This is a genomic window from Staphylococcus caprae (assembly GCF_003966625.1).
In the GTDB taxonomy this organism is placed as follows: domain Bacteria; phylum Bacillota; class Bacilli; order Staphylococcales; family Staphylococcaceae; genus Staphylococcus; species Staphylococcus caprae.
The window spans coordinates 2453615-2472017 of sequence record NZ_AP018587.1 but is presented as its reverse complement, the minus strand read 5'-3'; the positions used below and the strand labels follow the sequence as shown (position 1 = coordinate 2472017).

Here is an 18403-nt window from a genome sequence, read left to right as displayed (position 1 = left end):
AACATTCAAACAAAATTATTTAAAGAATTGACTAAATAATTCATATTGTACATTGAAAACTAGATAAGTAAGTAAATTAGATTTTACCAAGCAAAACCGAGTGAATAGAGTTTTAAATAAGCTTGAATTCATAAAATAATCGCTAGTGTTCGAAAGAACACTCACAGATTAATAACATATCTTAAAGATTAAGTTATTAAAGGCGCACGGTGGATGCCTTGGCACTAGAAGCCGAAGAAGGACGTTACTAACGACGATATGCTTTGGGTAGCTGTAAGTAAGCGTTGATCCAGAGATTTCCGAATGGGGGAACCCAACATGAGTGATGTCATGTTATCGACATGTGAATTCATAGCATGTCAGAAGGCAGACCCGGAGAACTGAAACATCTTAGTACCCGGAGGAAGAGAAAGAAAAATCGATTCCCTGAGTAGCGGCGAGCGAAACGGGAAGAGCCCAAACCAACAAGCTTGCTTGTTGGGGTTGTAGGACACTCTATACGGAGTTACAAAAGAACATGTTAGACGAATCATCTGGAAAGATGAATCAAAGAAGGTAAAAATCCTGTAGTCGAAAACATATTCTCTCTTGAGTGGATCCTGAGTACGACGGAGCACGTGAAATTCCGTCGGAATCTAGGAGGACCATCTCCTAAGGCTAAATACTCTCTAGTGACCGATAGTGAACCAGTACCGTGAGGGAAAGGTGAAAAGTACCCCGGAAGGGGAGTGAAAGAGAACTTGAAACCGTGTGCTTACAAGTAGTCAGAGCCCGTTAATGGGTGATGGCGTGCCTTTTGTAGAATGAACCGGCGAGTTACGATCTGATGCAAGGTTAAGCAGCGAATGTGGAGCCGTAGCGAAAGCGAGTCTGAATAGGGCGTTGAGTATTTGGTCGTAGACCCGAAACCAGGTGATCTACCCTTGGTCAGGTTGAAGTTCAGGTAACACTGAATGGAGGACCGAACCGACTTACGTTGAAAAGTGAGCGGATGAACTGAGGGTAGCGGAGAAATTCCAATCGAACTTGGAGATAGCTGGTTCTCTCCGAAATAGCTTTAGGGCTAGCCTCAAGTGATGATTATTGGAGGTAGAGCACTGTTTGGACGAGGGGCCCCTCTCGGGTTACCGAATTCAGACAAACTCCGAATGCCAATCAATTTAACTTGGGAGTCAGAACATGGGTGATAAGGTCCGTGTTCGAAAGGGAAACAGCCCAGACCACCAGCTAAGGTCCCAAAATATATGTTAAGTGGAAAAGGATGTGGCGTTACCCAGACAACTAGGATGTTGGCTTAGAAGCAGCCATCATTTAAAGAGTGCGTAATAGCTCACTAGTCGAGTGACACTGCGCCGAAAATGTACCGGGGCTAAACATATTACCGAAGCTGTGGATTGTCCGTAGGACAATGGTAGGAGAGCGTTCTAAGGGCGTTGAAGCATGATCGCAAGGACATGTGGAGCGCTTAGAAGTGAGAATGCCGGTGTGAGTAGCGAAAGACGGGTGAGAATCCCGTCCACCGATTGACTAAGGTTTCCAGAGGAAGGCTCGTCCGCTCTGGGTTAGTCGGGTCCTAAGCTGAGGCCGACAGGCGTAGGCGATGGATAACAGGTTGATATTCCTGTACCACCTAGTATCGTTTTAATCGATGGGGGGACGCAGTAGGATAGGCGAAGCGTGCTGTTGGAGTGCACGTCCAAGCAGTAAGGCTGAGTGTTAGGCAAATCCGGCACTCGTAAGGCTGAGCTGTGATGGGGAGAGGAAATTGTTTCCTCGAGTCGTTGATTTCACACTGCCGAGAAAAGCCTCTAGATAGATAACAGGTGCCCGTACCGCAAACCGACACAGGTAGTCAAGATGAGAATTCTAAGGTGAGCGAGCGAACTCTCGTTAAGGAACTCGGCAAAATGACCCCGTAACTTCGGGAGAAGGGGTGCTCTTTAGGGTTCACGCCCAGAAGAGCCGCAGTGAATAGGCCCAAGCGACTGTTTATCAAAAACACAGGTCTCTGCTAAACCGTAAGGTGATGTATAGGGGCTGACGCCTGCCCGGTGCTGGAAGGTTAAGAGGAGTGGTTAGCTTCTGCGAAGCTACGAATCGAAGCCCCAGTAAACGGCGGCCGTAACTATAACGGTCCTAAGGTAGCGAAATTCCTTGTCGGGTAAGTTCCGACCCGCACGAAAGGCGTAACGATTTGGGCACTGTCTCAACGAGAGACTCGGTGAAATCATAGTACCTGTGAAGATGCAGGTTACCCGCGACAGGACGGAAAGACCCCGTGGAGCTTTACTGTAGCCTGATATTGAAATTCGGCACAGCTTGTACAGGATAGGTAGGAGCCATTGAAACGTGAGCGCTAGCTTACGTGGAGGCGTTGGTGGGATACTACCCTAGCTGTGTTGGCTTTCTAACCCGCACCACTTATCGTGGTGGGAGACAGTGTCAGGCGGGCAGTTTGACTGGGGCGGTCGCCTCCTAAAAGGTAACGGAGGCGCTCAAAGGTTCCCTCAGAATGGTTGGAAATCATTCACAGAGTGTAAAGGCATAAGGGAGCTTGACTGCGAGACCTACAAGTCGAGCAGGGTCGAAAGACGGACTTAGTGATCCGGTGGTTCCGCATGGAAGGGCCATCGCTCAACGGATAAAAGCTACCCCGGGGATAACAGGCTTATCTCCCCCAAGAGTTCACATCGACGGGGAGGTTTGGCACCTCGATGTCGGCTCATCGCATCCTGGGGCTGTAGTCGGTCCCAAGGGTTGGGCTGTTCGCCCATTAAAGCGGTACGCGAGCTGGGTTCAGAACGTCGTGAGACAGTTCGGTCCCTATCCGTCGTGGGCGTAGGAAATTTGAGAGGAGCTGTCCTTAGTACGAGAGGACCGGGATGGACATACCTCTGGTGTACCAGTTGTCGTGCCAACGGCATAGCTGGGTAGCTATGTATGGACGGGATAAGTGCTGAAAGCATCTAAGCATGAAGCCCCCCTCAAGATGAGATTTCCCAACTTCGGTTATAAGATCCCTCGAAGATGACGAGGTTAATAGGTTCGAGGTGGAAGCGTGGCGACACGTGGAGCTGACGAATACTAATCGATCGAAGACTTAATCAATTTTAAAACGTTTTGTGACGCAAAATCATTACTTACTATCTAGTTTTGAATGTACAATTCATTCACTTGTCTGGTGACAATGGCAAGGAGGTCACACCTGTTCCCATGCCGAACACAGAAGTTAAGCTCCTTAGCGCCGATGGTAGTCGGGCTTACGTCCCGCTAGAGTAGGACGTTGCCAGGCAATCTAGAGACCGAAAGGTCTCTTTTTTTATGTCTAAAACAATCGGCGCCCCGAAGGTACGTAGTCTATTAGTTATGGAGAAAGAATGATTCTCTGCGAAGAGAAAGCGATTGAAGCTGATGAATTAAGGAACGAGCGCCACGAGTTTAGTCGAGCTAAATGAGTCAGCGAGAGACGCGAATGAAGAAAGATGCGAATGCTTGACTCAAGCAGAGGAAGCGCCTTAGCGCCAGATGGTAGCCCGACTTACTTCTAAAGAAAAATAAGGGTGTTAATCCTTAATTTTTCTTACTTAATGGCATAAAGCCATTAAGAACCACTGAAATAATTGCCAGGCAATTAAATCGTATGGATGCGATGAGCCGAATCGAGACCGAAAGGTCTCTTTTTTTATGTCTAAAAAGCAATCGGCGCCCCACAGGTTCGTAGTCTATTAGCTATGGAGAAAGAATAATTTTCTGCGAAGAGAAAGCGATTGAAGCTGATGAATTAAGGAACGAGCGCCACGAGTTTAGTCGAGCTAAATGAGTCAGCGAGAGACGCGAATGAAGAAAGATGCGAACGCTTGACTCAAGCAGAGGAAGCACCTTAGCGCCAAATGGTAGCCCGGCTTACTTCTAAAGAAAAGTAGGCGATTATCTATAGAAACAAAATTATTTCCTTCGAATAAGCACAAATTTATCTAATATTAGTGAAGTATTAGAGAATTTTGTGCTTTTTTAATACACTAGTATTAAATGAGTATTAAATTAGAGGAGCATTTATATGATTATTAGAGCGCTAGAGGAAACAGATTTGCGTTTTGTTCACAATTTAAATAACGAGTATTCAATCATGTCTTATTGGTTTGAAGAACCTTACCAATCCTTAAGTGAATTAGAAAATTTATATAAAAAACATATTTTGGATGAATCTGAAAGACGTTTCATTGTTGAGGAGGATTCAATATCCATAGGTGTAGTAGAATTATTGGAAATCAACTTTATACATCGAACATGCGAAGTTTTAATTATTATAGATCCTCAGTATGCGAATCGTGGTTATGCTAAAAAAGCATTCAAAATGGCAATTGATTATGCGTTTTTAGTGTTAAATATGAATAAAGTCTATTTATATGTAGATATTAAAAATGAAAAAGCGGTACACATATATAAAAGTAATAACTTTGAAATTGAAGGTACATTGAAAGAACATTTCTATACAAGAGGAGAGTATAGAGATTGTTATGTGATGGGACTGTTAAAGAGAAATTGGATTAATAAACATGATGATGATTTATCGCATATACGATAAAATGCTAAATTGATGGAATTGAAAAGAGTGACTAAAATGAATAAACCAATTACAAATAAACTCCAAGAATTGCTTAATAATGACGCAATTTCTATGCATGTGCCAGGTCATAAAAACATGACAATCGGTAAGTTGAATCAATTAAAGTTGAATATGGATATGACAGAAATCACAGGACTTGATGATATGCACCATCCTGAAGACATTATTTTAGAGAGTATGTCTCAATTTAGCAAACATGAGGATTATGATGCATTTCTACTTGTTAATGGTACGACTTCAGGCATACTTGCTGTGATACAGGCATTTTCCAGTGAGAAAGGTCGATATCTTATAAGTCGAAATGTTCATAAATCAGTCTTTCATGGTCTAGATTTAACGAAAGCGCATGCTACATTTACAGCTATGACTCAAAGTCGTTTAACAAACCAATATGTAGAGCCTGTCATCGATGGTCCGGTTGAAGATTACAAATTAGGCATATGTACATACCCCAATTACTATGGAGAGATATTTGATGTTGGCCATTTCATTAGTAACTTACATGACGATGATGTTCCAGTGTTGGTTGATGAAGCACATGGTGCACACTTTGATTTGAAAGGTTTCCCAAAATCTGCGATGAATTTTGGGGCAGATTATGTGGTTCAGTCATACCATAAAACGTTGCCAGCTTTAACAATGGGTTCCGTTTTGTTTATACACAAAGATGCACCATTACGCACACAAATTATTGAGTATTTAACATATTTTCAAACTTCAAGTCCTTCTTACCTTGTGATGTCTAGTTTAGAATATGCCCAGTCGTTTTATGAAGAATTTGAATCGGAACTGTTCTTTGAAAAAAGAAAAACATTCATAGACGTACTCAAAATGAAAGGTTTTAATGTTGGAGAGCCTGAAGATCCTTTAAAATTAATAATAAGTTATGATGGTTTTAAAGGATATGAAGTCCAGCAATGGTTTGAAAAGCAACATATTTATGTTGAACTTGCGGATGAATATCAAGTTTTATTTATATTACCATTGTGGCATCATGATGATGCATTTCCATTTGAATTATTGAAAGCTAGAATTCATGCCATACCTCTTCCTGAAAAAAGAGAGTCATATACTAAAGCAGCGAATTTGATGTTGGAGACGAGTGAGTATCAGGCAATTCATTTTCCAAAAACAAAAGAAATAGCAATAGAACAAGCAGAAAATGAAATATTAGCACAACATATTGTACCTTATCCTCCTGGAATTCCAGTAATGTTTAGAGGAGAACTTATTACAATACATATGATAAAATTATTACAATATTATTCAAACTTAGGTATTAAAGTAGAAGGTTTGAAGGATAAAAAAATATTAGTTAAGGATGAATAAAATGTCAGCTTTTATAACATTTGAAGGGCCTGAGGGCGCAGGCAAAACTTCTGTAATCACAAAAGTAAGTCAAAAATTAGCTGAGGACTTTGATGTTATTACTACACGTGAACCAGGTGGCGTACCTACCGGAGAAGAAATTCGTCGTGTCGTATTAGATGGAGATAACATGGATATTCGCACTGAAGCAATGTTATTTGCAGCATCAAGACGTGAACATCTCGTTGAAAAAGTTATCCCAGCTTTAAAAGATGGAAAAATTGTTCTGTGTGATAGATATATTGATAGTTCTTTAGCTTATCAAGGTTATGCAAGGGGTATAGGTATTGAAGAAGTTCAAACTTTAAATGAATTTGCAATTAATGGATTGTATCCCGATTTAACGATTTATTTAGACGTTAGCGCTGAAGTTGGACGCCAACGAATTCTCAAAAATAATCGTGATCAAAACCGTTTAGACCAAGAAGATAAGGCATTCCATGAAAAAGTGATAGAAGGTTATCATAAAGTGATAGAAGGAAATCCAGAACGATTTGTTAAAGTGAATGCAAATCAGAATTTGGAAAATGTAGTCGAAGAAGCGTACCAATCTATCATCAAATATTTAAAAAATTTGTGATATAATATCAAGAAGAGGTGTTATAAAAATGAAGATGATTATAGCGATCGTCCAAGATCAAGATAGTCAAGAACTTTCAGACCAACTCGTAAAAAATAATTTTAGAGCAACAAAATTAGCAACTACAGGTGGATTTTTAAGAGCAGGTAACACTACATTCTTATGCGGTGTTAATGATGAACGTGTCGATGAAATACTATCTGTAATTGATAACACTTGTGGTAATAGAGAACAGCTTGTTTCTCCTATTACGCCTATGGGTGGAAGTGCAGATTCATATATTCCATACCCAGTTGAGGTTGAAGTGGGTGGCGCAACAGTATTTGTTATGCCAATTGAAGCATTTCACCAATTTTAATGAACGTTGAGTTGTCGCTACGTCTTCTACATAAGTATAGAACTGACTTTTAGCGACTAAAAATAGATTCATTTCAGAAAAACAGCAATTATTTTACAATGTTGGGCTGCTTTAAATGTAGTTTAAGATTGATGGCATATTGATTCATAATTATGATTTTTATCCTTTCAGTTGTAGCATTGAAATTCGTTGTCATTTGCAGTCAAGTGAAGGATGCTTATCGAGTCATTTTGATTGAAGAAACATGTCTACAGTCTAAAGCTATGGTTTGAGTAGCCTTTTTTATATAAGAATTAAAAGAGGGAGTAGTAAATCATGGATGAACAACAACAGTTAGCTCATGCGTATCATTCAAATAAATTGTCACATGCTTATTTATTTGAAGGTGATGATGCACAATCAATGAAACATGTGGCTGTCAACTTTGCGAAATTGATTTTATGTGATGAAAATCATCAATGTGAACTGAAAGTTGATACGTTTAATCATCCTGACTTTCTGTATGTTTCCTCAGATGAAAATACGATAAAGAAAGAACAAATTGAACAACTTGTACATCATATGAATCAATTACCTATAGAAGGTAATTATAAAGTGTACATTATTGAAGAATTTGAAAAATTAACTGTTCAAGGTGAAAATAGTATATTAAAATTTTTAGAGGAACCACCGAAGAATACAATTGCGATTTTACTATCTACGAAACCTGAACAGATTTTAGATACGATACATTCTAGATGTCAGCATGTTTATTTTAAACCCATTGATAGAGAGCAGTTTATTGAGAGATTAGTTGAAGCATCTCTAACGAGACCTGTAGCAGAAATGGTAAGTACACATACGACTCAAGTTGAAACAGCAGTAGCATTAAATGAAGAATATGATTTAACTTCCTTAAGAAAATCAATTATTCGTTGGTGTGAATTAATCTTATCAAATAAATCAATGGCTTTAATTGGCATTATAGACTTGCTTAAACAAGCTAAAAATCGTAAATTACAATTGTTAACATTAGCTGCTGTCAATGGATTTTTCGAAGATATGATGCATGCAAAAGTGAATATAGAAAATCATTTTATCTATAGTGATTTGAGTGTTGAAATGAAAAAATATGCGGAAAGTTTAACGTTTAACCAAATGGTTCTGATGTATGATCAAATTACAGAAGCACACAAAAAATTGAATCAAAACGTTAATCCAACACTCGTATTTGAACAAATAGTTATAAGAGGTGTGAGATAAAATGCCAAATGTTGTAGGTGTTCAGTTTCAAAAGGCAGGGAAATCGGAATATTATGCGCCTAATCAGCTAGATGTGAATGTTGGCGACAGAGTTGTCGTTGAGTCCAAAAGAGGCATTGAAATAGGTTTGGTAAAGTTTCCACCGAAAGATGTCGCTGATGGTGATGTGACTTTACCTTTAAAGGAAATCATTCGAATAGTCAATGAAGAAGACGAGGAACAGTATTATAATAATGAGCGTGACGCTGAGCAAGCATTAGAATTATGTAAGAAAGTTGTTAAAAATCAAAATTTGGACATGCGTCTAGTTAATTGTGAGTATACATTAGATAAGTCAAAAGTTATCTTTAATTTTACGGCAGATGATCGAATAGATTTTCGTAAATTAGTAAAGGTATTGGCTCAAAATTTAAAAACTAGAATTGAATTACGTCAAATTGGGGTAAGAGATGAAGCGAAGTTATTGGGTGGCATAGGTCCATGTGGACGTTCGCTTTGCTGTTCTACTTTCTTAGGAGATTTTGAACCTGTATCAATTAAGATGGCAAAAGATCAAAACTTATCATTAAATCCAACTAAAATATCAGGTGCTTGTGGTCGCTTAATGTGTTGTCTTAAGTATGAAAATGACCACTATGAAGAAGCAAGAGCGCAGTTGCCAGACGTAGGTGCTTCAGTACAAACACCTGATGGCAGTGGAAAGGTAATTGGATTAAATATTTTAGATATTTCTATGCAAGTAAAAATAGAAGGTCTTGAACAACCACTAGAATATAAGATGGAAGAAATTGAAGCAATGAACTAAGGAGGTTTAGCGACCTTTGAATAGAAATGAATTATTTGAGAGATTAATGAGACTTGAACGTAATGTAGGTCAGTTGACCCAGGATATGACTGAACTGAAAGATTTAGCTGTTGAACTCGTCGAAGAGAATGTAGCGTTGCAAGTTGAAAATGACAATTTAAAAAGGTTGATGGACAAAGGTGAAGCGTCATCAGAGCATAATGATGAAAAGTCGCATTCTAAGCACATTAAAACACCGTCTCCTAGTAAAGACAATTTAGCTATGTTGTATAGGGAAGGCTTTCATATATGTAAAGGTGAATTGTTCGGTAAACACCGTCAAGGCGAAGATTGTCTCTTGTGTCTAAATGTATTAAGCGATTAAAGTTCAATTGAGGACGAAATGATTAAAGTTAAGGGTGTATTATAAGTATGACATTTCAATCATGCTATAATGACATCCTTTTTTTAGGAGTAAGTAGGATGCTTAAGGATAATGAAAGAATTGATTATTTAATTAAAGAAGGTTATGAGATTATCCAAAATGATGATGTCTTTTCATTTTCAACGGATGCCTTATTGTTGGGATATCTCACTGAAGTGAGGAAGAACGATCGCATTATGGATTTATGTTCAGGTAACGGAGTGATTCCGTTATTGTTAGCTGCAAAGTGTAACCAAGATATTGAGGGCATTGAGATACAAAGCCAATTAGTTGATATGGCACGTCGTAGTTTTGAACGAAATGATTTAGAAGAACGATTAACCATGCATCTAATGGACTTAAACAATGTATATGATACATTTAAACCTTCTCAATATACATTAGTTACTTGTAATCCTCCTTATTTTAAAACGAATCAACTGAATCAACATCAGAAAGAAGCACATAAAATTGCACGTCATGAAGTGAAGTGTAATCTTGCAGATTGTGTAAAATCGGCGAGACATTTACTAAAAGAAGGTGGACGATTAGTTTTAGTTCATCGTGCGGAGAGGCTTATGGATGTCTTAAATGAAATGAGAAATGCTAAAATTGAACCAAAGAAGCTCTCATTTATATATAGCAAAGTGAATAAAACTGCTCAGACGATTGTAGTTGAAGGTCGAAAAGGTGGAAAACAAGGATTAGAGATCCGAAAACCTTTCTATATATACAATGAAGATGGGACATATAGTGATGAAATGAAGGGCATATATTATGGATAGACATTTTGTTTATATTGTTAAATGTAATGATGGTAGTCTGTATACGGGTTATGCAAAAGATGTTGAAGCACGCGTAGCGAAACATAATGATGGTAAAGGTGCCAAATATACCAAAATAAGACGTCCGGTAGAGTTAGTTTATCAAGAAATGTATGAAACTAAATCCGATGCGTTAAAGAGAGAATACGAAATAAAAACATTTTCAAGACAACGGAAATTAAAAATGATTAAGGAGGGATAGCATGGCAACGTTATTTTTAGTGGGCACACCCATTGGCAATTTAGCGGATGTGACGTATCGCGCAATAGACACATTGAATAACGTAGATATGATTGCATGTGAAGATACAAGAGTAACACGCAAGTTATGCAATCACTACGAAATAAAAACACCTCTGAAATCATATCACGAACATAATAAAGAACAACAAACAACTTATTTAATTGAACAATTGCAATCTGGATTGGATGTCGCATTAGTTTCTGATGCAGGACTACCTTTAATCAGTGATCCAGGCTATGAACTCGTTGTGGAAGCACGTCATCAGAATATTAGTGTAGTCACTGTCCCTGGTCCTAATGCAGGGTTAACAGCCCTAATGGCGAGTGGTCTACCTTCCTTTACGTATACGTTTTTAGGCTTTTTACCTAGAAAAGAGAAAGAAAAAATAGATGTCTTACAACTTAGAATGTATCAAGACAGTACGCTAATACTTTACGAATCCCCTCATAGAGTGACAGATACGTTGAAAGCAATTGCGAAGGTAGATTCTCAGAGACGTGTCTCAATCGGTAGAGAATTAACTAAGAAGTTTGAGCAACTTATGACTTTGCCAGTAACACAGATGCTTGAAACAATCCAGAATGGTGATATACCAATGAAAGGTGAATTCGTCATTCTAATCGAAGGCGCTTCACCTATTACGAATCATTCATGGTTCGAAGATTTAACTGTTAAGGACCATGTAAATCATTACATTGAAAATGATAAAGTTAAACCGAAACAAGCGATTAAAACGGTTGCTTCAGATCGTGGTATGAAAACTGGAGAAGTTTATAATATTTATCATGATATAGACTAAAAACTTTCATGTTTTCATATATATTTTATTAGTGATGAATTCGTATGAAAACCACCATAAAACACTGATTTTATGGTATTGTAGTAAAGATGATGACAATTAATTTTCAAATGATGTGAGAATGTAAACACGGATACATAGTAGTGCGCTACTTCATTGAAAAGAAAAATAAATTTAGATATCATTTATTATGTAATTAATGAGGAGGACCAGTGATGGCTAAAGATACGTTTTATATAACTACCCCAATTTATTATCCAAGTGGGAATTTACACATCGGTCATGCATACTCAACTGTTGCAGGCGACGTCATTGCGCGCTATAAAAGAATGCAAGGATATGATGTTCGTTACTTAACAGGTACGGATGAACATGGCCAAAAAATTCAAGAAAAAGCTCAAAAAGCTGGTAAAACAGAATTAGAATATTTAGATGAAATGATTGCTGGAATTAAAAGTTTATGGGATAAACTTGAGATTTCAAATGATGACTTTATTCGAACTACTGAAGAACGTCACAAGCAAGTTGTGGAAAAAGTATTCGAAAGATTATTAAAACAAGGCGATATTTATTTAGGTGAATATGAAGGTTGGTATTCTGTTCCAGATGAAACGTACTACACGGAATCACAACTCGTAGATCCAGTTTATGAAAATGGTAAAATCGTTGACGGTAAAAGCCCAGATTCTGGACATGAAGTTGAACTTGTGAAAGAGGAAAGTTACTTCTTCAATATTAATAAATACACAGATCGACTATTAGAATTTTATGATGAAAATCCAGACTTTATTCAACCACCATCTAGAAAGAATGAAATGATCAATAACTTTATCAAGCCTGGATTAGAAGATTTAGCTGTTTCTCGTACATCATTTGACTGGGGCGTTCGTGTTCCATCAAATCCTAAGCATGTGGTATATGTATGGATTGATGCACTAGTTAACTATATTTCTTCATTGGGTTATCTTTCAGAGGATGAAACGTTATTTAACAAATATTGGCCAGCAGATATTCATTTGATGGCTAAAGAAATTGTACGTTTCCACTCTATTATTTGGCCGATTTTATTAATGGCATTAGATTTACCTCTACCTAAGAAAGTCTTTGCACATGGCTGGATCTTAATGAAAGATGGTAAAATGAGTAAATCTAAAGGCAACGTCGTTGATCCGAATGTATTAATTGATCGTTACGGTTTAGATGCAACACGTTACTACTTAATGCGTGAGTTACCATTCGGTTCTGATGGTGTGTTCACGCCAGAAGCCTTTGTTGAACGTACGAATTATGACTTGGCGAATGACTTAGGTAACTTAGTTAACCGTACAATTTCAATGATTAATAAATACTTCCATGGTGAATTACCAGCTTACCAAGGTCCAAAACACGAACTTGATGAGGATATGGAAGCAATGGCGCTTGAAACAGTTAAGAACTTTAATGAGAACATGGAAAGTTTACAATTCTCTGTTGCATTGTCTACGGTTTGGAAATTTATTAGCCGTACGAATAAGTATATTGATGAGACACAACCATGGGTATTAGCTAAAGATGAAAGTCAACGTGACATGCTCGGCAATGTGATGGCACACCTTGTTGAGAATATTCGTTTCTCAGCTGTTTTACTACAGCCGTTCTTAACACATGCACCAAGAGAAATGTTTAAGCAACTTAATATCAATAATCCTAAATTAACAGAATTAGAAAGTCTCGAAAGTTACGGTGCACTCACTGAACCGATTATGGTTACTGAAAAGCCATCACCAATTTTCCCAAGATTAGATACAGAAGCAGAAATTTCTTATATTAAAGAATCAATGCAGCCACCTAAATCTGAGGAAAAAGAAGAAGTACCAAGTAAAGAACAAATTGATATTAAAGACTTCGATAAAGTTGAAATTAAAGCAGCAACAATTATAGATGCTGAAAATGTGAAAAAATCTGATAAACTATTAAAAATTCAAATTGATTTAGATAGTGAGCAGCGTCAAATTGTATCAGGAATAGCGAAGTTCTATAAACCTGAGGATATTATTGGTAAAAAAGTTGCTGTAGTAACAAATTTAAAACCTGCAAAATTAATGGGTCAAAAATCTGAAGGTATGATTTTATCTGCTGAAAAAGATGGCGTTCTTACATTGGTAAGTTTACCAAATGCAATTCCAAACGGAGCAATTGTTAAATAATATTGCAGAGAGATAGGAGAGATAATGATGTTAATCGATACACATGTCCATTTAAATGATGAACAATATGATGAAGATTTAAATGAAGTGATATCACGTGCGAGAGAAGCAGGCGTAGATAGAATGTTTGTAGTGGGATTTGATACGCCTACAATTGAACGTACTATGGAACTCATAGATAAATATGAATTTGTCTATGGTATTATCGGTTGGCATCCTGTCGATGCAATTGATTGTACGGATGAGAGATTAGAGTGGATTGAACGTCTATCTAAACATCCTAAGATTATCGGCATTGGTGAGATGGGCTTAGACTATCACTGGGATAAATCTCCTGCTGACATTCAAAAGGAAGTATTTAGAAAGCAAATCGCTCTAGCTAAACGTGTACAATTACCTATTATTATTCATAATCGTGAAGCGACTCAAGATTGTGTTGATATCTTGATGGAAGAGCATGCCGAAGAAGTGGGTGGCATTATGCATAGTTTCAGTGCCTCACCTGAAATTGCAGATGTAGTTATTAACAAATTGAATTTCTACGTCTCTCTAGGTGGCCCAGTTACTTTCAAAAATGCGAAACAACCTAAAGAAGTTGCGCAACATGTGCCAATGGATCGCTTATTATGTGAAACAGATGCACCATACTTGTCGCCTCATCCATATAGAGGTAAACGCAATGAGCCAGAACGTGTCACATTAGTAGCACAACAAATTGCAGACTTACGTGGCATGACATATGAAGAAGTATGTCGCCAAACGACTGAAAATGCTGAGCGTTTATTTAAATTAAAACAATAATTTACAGTGAGAAAGGTGTCCAACTTTAAAGGGATGAATATCATCACACTTTTAAAAGTTCGAGACATCTTTCTTATTTTTTATAAAGTTAGAGTGCCGGCATAGTAAAATATGAAATGTAGTGAAGCTCGTTGATAAAGTAAAATGAATGAAGAAGTTTGTTAGTATTTTATTATTTTGATTTACTTTTATAAAATAAGGATAAACGACTTAAACATTGTTGGAAGGTATAAATATGAAGATTAATGAATTTATCGTAGTTGAAGGCAGAGATGACACAGAGCGTGTTAAAACTGCTGTAGAATGCGATACAATAGAGACAAATGGAAGTGCAATAAACCAAGAAACATTAGATGTTATTCGTCATGCGCAAGAAAGTAGAGGCGTGATTGTATTGACTGATCCTGATTTCCCGGGTGATAAAATCAGACATACCATCCGTGACAATGTACCTGGCGTTAAACATGCGTATTTAGATAAAGAAAAGGCAAAGAACAGAAGAGGTAAAATTGGTGTTGAACATGCGGATGTTAAAGACATTAGAGAAGCATTGATGCATGTGAGTTCACCATTTGAAGAAGCGGAAGAAACCATTGATAAAAGTGTCTTGATTGATTTAGGGCTAATTATTGGGAAAGACGCTAGACGCCGACGAGAAATCTTAGGACGTAAATTGCATATCGGTCATTCTAATGGTAAACAATTATTAAAAAAGCTGAACGCTTTTGGTTATACTGAGCAAGATGTAAGAGACGCTTTACTTGATGAAGAAAGAAGGGAGAAATAAATGGAACATAAAGATATTGCTACACCATCTCGTACCCGTGCTTTACTAGATCAATATGGATTTAATTTTAAGAAGAGTTTAGGACAAAACTTCTTAGTAGATGTGAATATCATTAATAAGATTATTGAAGCCAGTCAAATTGATGAAACAACAGGTATCATTGAAGTTGGTCCTGGTATGGGATCATTAACTGAGCAACTTGCTAAACACGCAAAAAAAGTCATGTCATTTGAAATAGATCAAAGACTTATACCTGTCCTTAACGATACACTCTCTCCTTATGATAATGTCACAATTATTAACGAAGATATCTTAAAAGCTGATATTGGAAAAGCGGTCAATACATATCTTGATGATTGCGATAAAATTATGGTTGTGGCTAATTTGCCTTATTATATTACGACACCTATATTACTTAATTTAATGCAGCAGGATATTCCTATCGATGGTTATGTAGTGATGATGCAAAAAGAAGTAGGTGAGCGCCTGAACGCTAGTGTAGGTACTAAAGCGTATGGGTCGCTTTCTATCGTCGCACAATATTACACTGAAACAAGTAAAGTTTTGACCGTCCCTAAATCAGTGTTTATGCCACCTCCAAATGTGGATTCAATTGTCGTAAAACTGATGCAACGCGAGGAACCCCTTGTAGATATCGATGACGAAGAAGCGTTTTTCAAATTAGCGAAAGCGGCATTTGCACAACGACGTAAAACAATTAACAATAACTATCAAAACTTTTTCAAAGATGGGAAACAGTATAAATCTTCTATTCTGAATTGGTTAGAAAATGCAGGAATCGATCCTAAACGACGTGGCGAAACGCTTACAATACAGGATTTTGCAAAATTATATGAAGAAAAGAAAAAATTCCCTGAATTAGAAAATTAAAATATTGACAAAGGTCTTTTACCTTGATAAAATTTAAATTTTATTTGACGAAATCGCTATAAATATGGTATTATGTAACTTGTAGCGAGGTGGGGCAATATGCCAAAATCAATTTTGGACATCAAAAATTCTATTGATTGTCATTTAGGAAATCGTATTGTACTAAAAGCCAATGGTGGACGCAAAAAGACAATTGAACGCTCAGGTGTTTTAAAAGAAACGTATCCTTCAGTATTCATTGTCGAATTAGATCAAGACAAACACAACTTTGAACGCGTATCTTATACATACACTGATGTGCTTACTGAAAACGTACAAGTTTCATTTGAAGAAGATAATCATCAAGAAGCAGTTGCACACTAATCAGAAACATATATAAGAGTGATGTATTACTCTAAAATTTATAGTTTTATATTATATTTATTAAGGTGAGTATTGGGCAGTAGGTTCAATGCTCTTTTTTCTGTCTTGAAAAGTATTGTGGATCATTGCTCAAGGTCAATGAAGAGGTCGGGACATTATTTATTATGTCTTTCCCATCAAGCATATTTAAGTAATTCTGCAAACAATGCAAGTTGGGTACATGCCAACGAAATTAATATTGCTAAATGATATTTTTGTTCGACACTCTTTATTCAATTTTATATTTTAAAAAATCAAAAAACGTATATTATTACTTTTCAAAATGTATTTCATTAAGATTTTACGAAAAATTGAAGATAATCTATCAAATATTTAAGACCTTTATGTTAAAATCATCTTAATAACAATTCGAAGCGAGGGCGGAAAAATGATATATGAAACGGCACCAGCCAAAATAAATTTTACGCTCGATACCCTTTTTAAAAGAGACGATGGTTACCATGAAATTGAAATGATTATGACTACAATCGATTTAAATGATCGATTATCTTTTCAAAAGCGTAAAGATAAAAAGATTGTTGTAGATATCGAACATAATTATGTTCCTAACGATCATAAAAATCTTGCCTATAGAGCGGCTAAATTGATGGTGGAGACCTATAATATTAAAGAAGGGATTACGATTACCATTGATAAAGATATACCAGTTTCGGCTGGATTAGCAGGCGGTTCTGCAGATGCAGCAGCTACAATGAGAGGGATGAATCGTTTATTTAGATTAGGTAAGTCTTTAGATGATTTATCAGCACTAGGTATTCAAATTGGTACAGATATCCCTTTTTGTATTTATAATAAGACTGCTGTGTGCACTGGGCGAGGTGAGAAGGTGACTTTTCTAGATAAACCACCTTCTGCATGGGTAGTTTTGGCTAAACCGGATTTAGGAATATCCTCACCGGATGTCTTTAAAGCATTAAATTTAAATGAACAGCATGTCGTGTATAATGATTTGTGTAAACAAGCATTAAAAACGAATGATTATCAACTGTTATGTAAAAGCTTATCTAATCGATTAGAACCTATTTCAATATCTATGCATCCGGAAATAAAGAAACTTAAAGATAATATGTTGCAATGTGGCGCAGATGGTGCATTAATGAGTGGGAGTGGACCAACTGTTTATGCTTTAGCGCAAAAGGAACGACAAGCTAAGAATATTTTTAATGCAGTCAACGGATGTTGTAATGAAGTATATTTAGTAAGATTATTAGGATAGAAAGGTTTGACACAATGAGATATAAAAGAAGCGAACGTATCGTGTTTATGACACAGTACCTTATGAATCATCCGAATAAATTAATACCTCTCACTTTTTTCGTAAAAAAATTCAAACAAGCGAAATCTTCTATTAGTGAAGATGTACAAATTATAAAGAATACTTTTCAGAAGGAAGAATTGGGAACGGTTATTACTACTGCCGGCGCAAGTGGTGGCGTAACGTATAAACCGAAGATGAGTAAAGCGGAAGCGACGGATGTCGTGAATGAAGTCATTACGCATTTACAAGAAAAGGAACGCTTATTGCCTGGCGGTTACTTATTCTTATCTGATTTAGTTGGGAATCCTACTTTACTTAATAAAGTAGGTAAATTGATTGCAAGTATTTATATGGATGAACAACTCGATGCCGTTGTAACGATTGCCACGAAAGGTATATCGCTTGCTAATGCAGTAGCAAACGTATTAAATTTACCTGTAGTGGTTATTAGAAAGGACAATAAAGTAACTGAAGGTTCTACTGTATCCATCAATTACGTTTCTGGATCTTCTAGAAAGATAGAGACTATGGTGTTATCAAAACGTACTTTAGCTGAAAATTCCAATGTCCTCGTAGTAGATGATTTTATGAGAGCTGGAGGCTCTATTAACGGAGTTATGAATTTAATGAACGAGTTTAAAGCTCACGTAAAAGGGGTATCAGTACTTGTAGAATCGAAAGAAGTAAAACAAAGATTGATTGAAGATTATACTTCCTTAGTAAGATTATCAGATGTTGATGAGTACAATCAGGAATTTAAAGTAGAACCAGGCAATAGTTTGTCTAAATTTTCTTAAAAAAGGAGCA

The 18403-nt window shown here is 36.8% G+C and carries 17 protein-coding genes and 2 rRNA genes; all 19 read left to right on the top strand.

The features are described from left to right. Positions 1-186 precede the first annotated feature (186 nt). Positions 187-3108, top strand: a 23S ribosomal RNA gene (locus JMUB898_RS11970). A gap of 69 nt (positions 3109-3177) precedes the next feature. Continuing rightward, positions 3178-3292 (top strand): 5S ribosomal RNA (gene rrf, locus JMUB898_RS11965). 765 nt (positions 3293-4057) lie between these two features. Next, positions 4058-4585 carry a GNAT family N-acetyltransferase gene (locus JMUB898_RS11960; RefSeq protein ID WP_002445719.1) on the top strand — a complete coding sequence of 176 codons (528 nt, stop codon included), beginning with the start codon at positions 4058-4060 and terminating at the stop codon, positions 4583-4585. Between the two features lie 36 nt (positions 4586-4621). Continuing rightward, the gene (locus JMUB898_RS11955; RefSeq protein WP_037541883.1) at positions 4622-5956 is read left to right on the top strand and encodes an Orn/Lys/Arg family decarboxylase; all 1335 of its coding nucleotides are present in this window, start codon (positions 4622-4624) and stop codon (positions 5954-5956) included. Between the two features lies 1 nt (position 5957). Further along, on the top strand, positions 5958-6575 hold the full coding sequence (gene tmk, locus JMUB898_RS11950; RefSeq protein ID WP_037541882.1) for a dTMP kinase: 618 nt from the start codon (positions 5958-5960) through the stop codon (positions 6573-6575). A 28-nt stretch (positions 6576-6603) separates the two neighbouring features. Next, on the top strand, positions 6604-6933 hold the full coding sequence (locus JMUB898_RS11945; protein ID WP_002445716.1) for a cyclic-di-AMP receptor: 330 nt from the start codon (positions 6604-6606) through the stop codon (positions 6931-6933). A 315-nt stretch (positions 6934-7248) separates the two neighbouring features. After that, positions 7249-8175, top strand: coding sequence for a hypothetical protein (locus tag JMUB898_RS11940; protein ID WP_002445715.1), 927 nt, complete (start codon positions 7249-7251; stop codon positions 8173-8175). Between the two features lies 1 nt (position 8176). Continuing rightward, a complete protein-coding gene (locus JMUB898_RS11935) occupies positions 8177-8980 on the top strand; it encodes a PSP1 domain-containing protein (RefSeq protein WP_126502010.1) in 804 nt (267 codons plus the stop codon). Between the two features lie 16 nt (positions 8981-8996). After that, positions 8997-9344 carry a DNA replication initiation control protein YabA gene (gene yabA, locus JMUB898_RS11930; protein WP_002445713.1) on the top strand — a complete coding sequence of 116 codons (348 nt, stop codon included), beginning with the start codon at positions 8997-8999 and terminating at the stop codon, positions 9342-9344. 98 nt (positions 9345-9442) lie between these two features. After that, positions 9443-10168: a tRNA1(Val) (adenine(37)-N6)-methyltransferase gene (locus JMUB898_RS11925; protein WP_002445712.1), complete on the top strand. Its 726-nt coding sequence runs from the start codon at positions 9443-9445 to the stop codon at positions 10166-10168. Then, the gene (locus tag JMUB898_RS11920) at positions 10161-10409 is read left to right on the top strand and encodes a GIY-YIG nuclease family protein (RefSeq protein ID WP_002445711.1); all 249 of its coding nucleotides are present in this window, start codon (positions 10161-10163) and stop codon (positions 10407-10409) included. The genes JMUB898_RS11925 and JMUB898_RS11920 overlap by 8 nt, the downstream gene beginning before the upstream one ends. Before the next feature lies 1 nt (position 10410). Beyond that, a complete protein-coding gene (rsmI, locus tag JMUB898_RS11915; RefSeq protein WP_002445710.1) occupies positions 10411-11250 on the top strand; it encodes a 16S rRNA (cytidine(1402)-2'-O)-methyltransferase in 840 nt (279 codons plus the stop codon). 215 nt (positions 11251-11465) lie between these two features. After that, positions 11466-13436 (top strand): methionine--tRNA ligase, encoded by a 1971-nt coding sequence (gene metG, locus JMUB898_RS11910; protein ID WP_126502009.1) that lies wholly within the window; start codon positions 11466-11468, stop codon positions 13434-13436. 27 nt (positions 13437-13463) lie between these two features. Beyond that, the gene (locus JMUB898_RS11905) at positions 13464-14237 is read left to right on the top strand and encodes a TatD family hydrolase (RefSeq protein ID WP_037541881.1); all 774 of its coding nucleotides are present in this window, start codon (positions 13464-13466) and stop codon (positions 14235-14237) included. 235 nt (positions 14238-14472) lie between these two features. Continuing rightward, the gene (gene rnmV, locus JMUB898_RS11900) at positions 14473-15024 is read left to right on the top strand and encodes a ribonuclease M5 (protein ID WP_002445707.1); all 552 of its coding nucleotides are present in this window, start codon (positions 14473-14475) and stop codon (positions 15022-15024) included. Next, a complete protein-coding gene (gene rsmA / locus JMUB898_RS11895) occupies positions 15025-15915 on the top strand; it encodes a 16S rRNA (adenine(1518)-N(6)/adenine(1519)-N(6))-dimethyltransferase RsmA (protein WP_002445706.1) in 891 nt (296 codons plus the stop codon). 99 nt (positions 15916-16014) lie between these two features. Then, positions 16015-16278, top strand: a complete 264-nt coding sequence (veg, locus tag JMUB898_RS11890) for a biofilm formation stimulator Veg (protein WP_001832193.1) — start codon at positions 16015-16017, stop codon at positions 16276-16278. A gap of 427 nt (positions 16279-16705) precedes the next feature. Then, the gene (gene ispE / locus JMUB898_RS11885) at positions 16706-17554 is read left to right on the top strand and encodes a 4-(cytidine 5'-diphospho)-2-C-methyl-D-erythritol kinase (protein WP_002445705.1); all 849 of its coding nucleotides are present in this window, start codon (positions 16706-16708) and stop codon (positions 17552-17554) included. Between the two features lie 14 nt (positions 17555-17568). Continuing rightward, positions 17569-18393 carry a pur operon repressor gene (purR, locus tag JMUB898_RS11880; protein ID WP_002445704.1) on the top strand — a complete coding sequence of 275 codons (825 nt, stop codon included), beginning with the start codon at positions 17569-17571 and terminating at the stop codon, positions 18391-18393. Positions 18394-18403 lie beyond the last annotated feature (10 nt).

Bases quoted from the DNA above. Each gene is read 5' to 3' on its own strand.
- JMUB898_RS11960 (WP_002445719.1), top strand. From the start codon at position 4,058: ATGATTATTAGAGCGCTAGAGGAAACAGATTTGCGTTTTGTTCACAAT.
- JMUB898_RS11955 (WP_037541883.1), top strand. From the start codon at position 4,622: ATGAATAAACCAATTACAAATAAACTCCAAGAATTGCTTAATAATGAC.
- tmk (WP_037541882.1), top strand. From the start codon at position 5,958: ATGTCAGCTTTTATAACATTTGAAGGGCCTGAGGGCGCAGGCAAAACT.
- JMUB898_RS11945 (WP_002445716.1), top strand. From the start codon at position 6,604: ATGAAGATGATTATAGCGATCGTCCAAGATCAAGATAGTCAAGAACTT.
- JMUB898_RS11940 (WP_002445715.1), top strand. From the start codon at position 7,249: ATGGATGAACAACAACAGTTAGCTCATGCGTATCATTCAAATAAATTG.
- JMUB898_RS11935 (WP_126502010.1), top strand. From the start codon at position 8,177: ATGCCAAATGTTGTAGGTGTTCAGTTTCAAAAGGCAGGGAAATCGGAA.
- JMUB898_RS11925 (WP_002445712.1), top strand. From the start codon at position 9,443: ATGCTTAAGGATAATGAAAGAATTGATTATTTAATTAAAGAAGGTTAT.
- JMUB898_RS11920 (WP_002445711.1), top strand. From the start codon at position 10,161: ATGGATAGACATTTTGTTTATATTGTTAAATGTAATGATGGTAGTCTG.
- rsmI (WP_002445710.1), top strand. From the start codon at position 10,411: ATGGCAACGTTATTTTTAGTGGGCACACCCATTGGCAATTTAGCGGAT.
- metG (WP_126502009.1), top strand. From the start codon at position 11,466: ATGGCTAAAGATACGTTTTATATAACTACCCCAATTTATTATCCAAGT.
- JMUB898_RS11905 (WP_037541881.1), top strand. From the start codon at position 13,464: ATGTTAATCGATACACATGTCCATTTAAATGATGAACAATATGATGAA.
- rnmV (WP_002445707.1), top strand. From the start codon at position 14,473: ATGAAGATTAATGAATTTATCGTAGTTGAAGGCAGAGATGACACAGAG.
- rsmA (WP_002445706.1), top strand. From the start codon at position 15,025: ATGGAACATAAAGATATTGCTACACCATCTCGTACCCGTGCTTTACTA.
- veg (WP_001832193.1), top strand. From the start codon at position 16,015: ATGCCAAAATCAATTTTGGACATCAAAAATTCTATTGATTGTCATTTA.
- ispE (WP_002445705.1), top strand. From the start codon at position 16,706: ATGATATATGAAACGGCACCAGCCAAAATAAATTTTACGCTCGATACC.
- purR (WP_002445704.1), top strand. From the start codon at position 17,569: ATGAGATATAAAAGAAGCGAACGTATCGTGTTTATGACACAGTACCTT.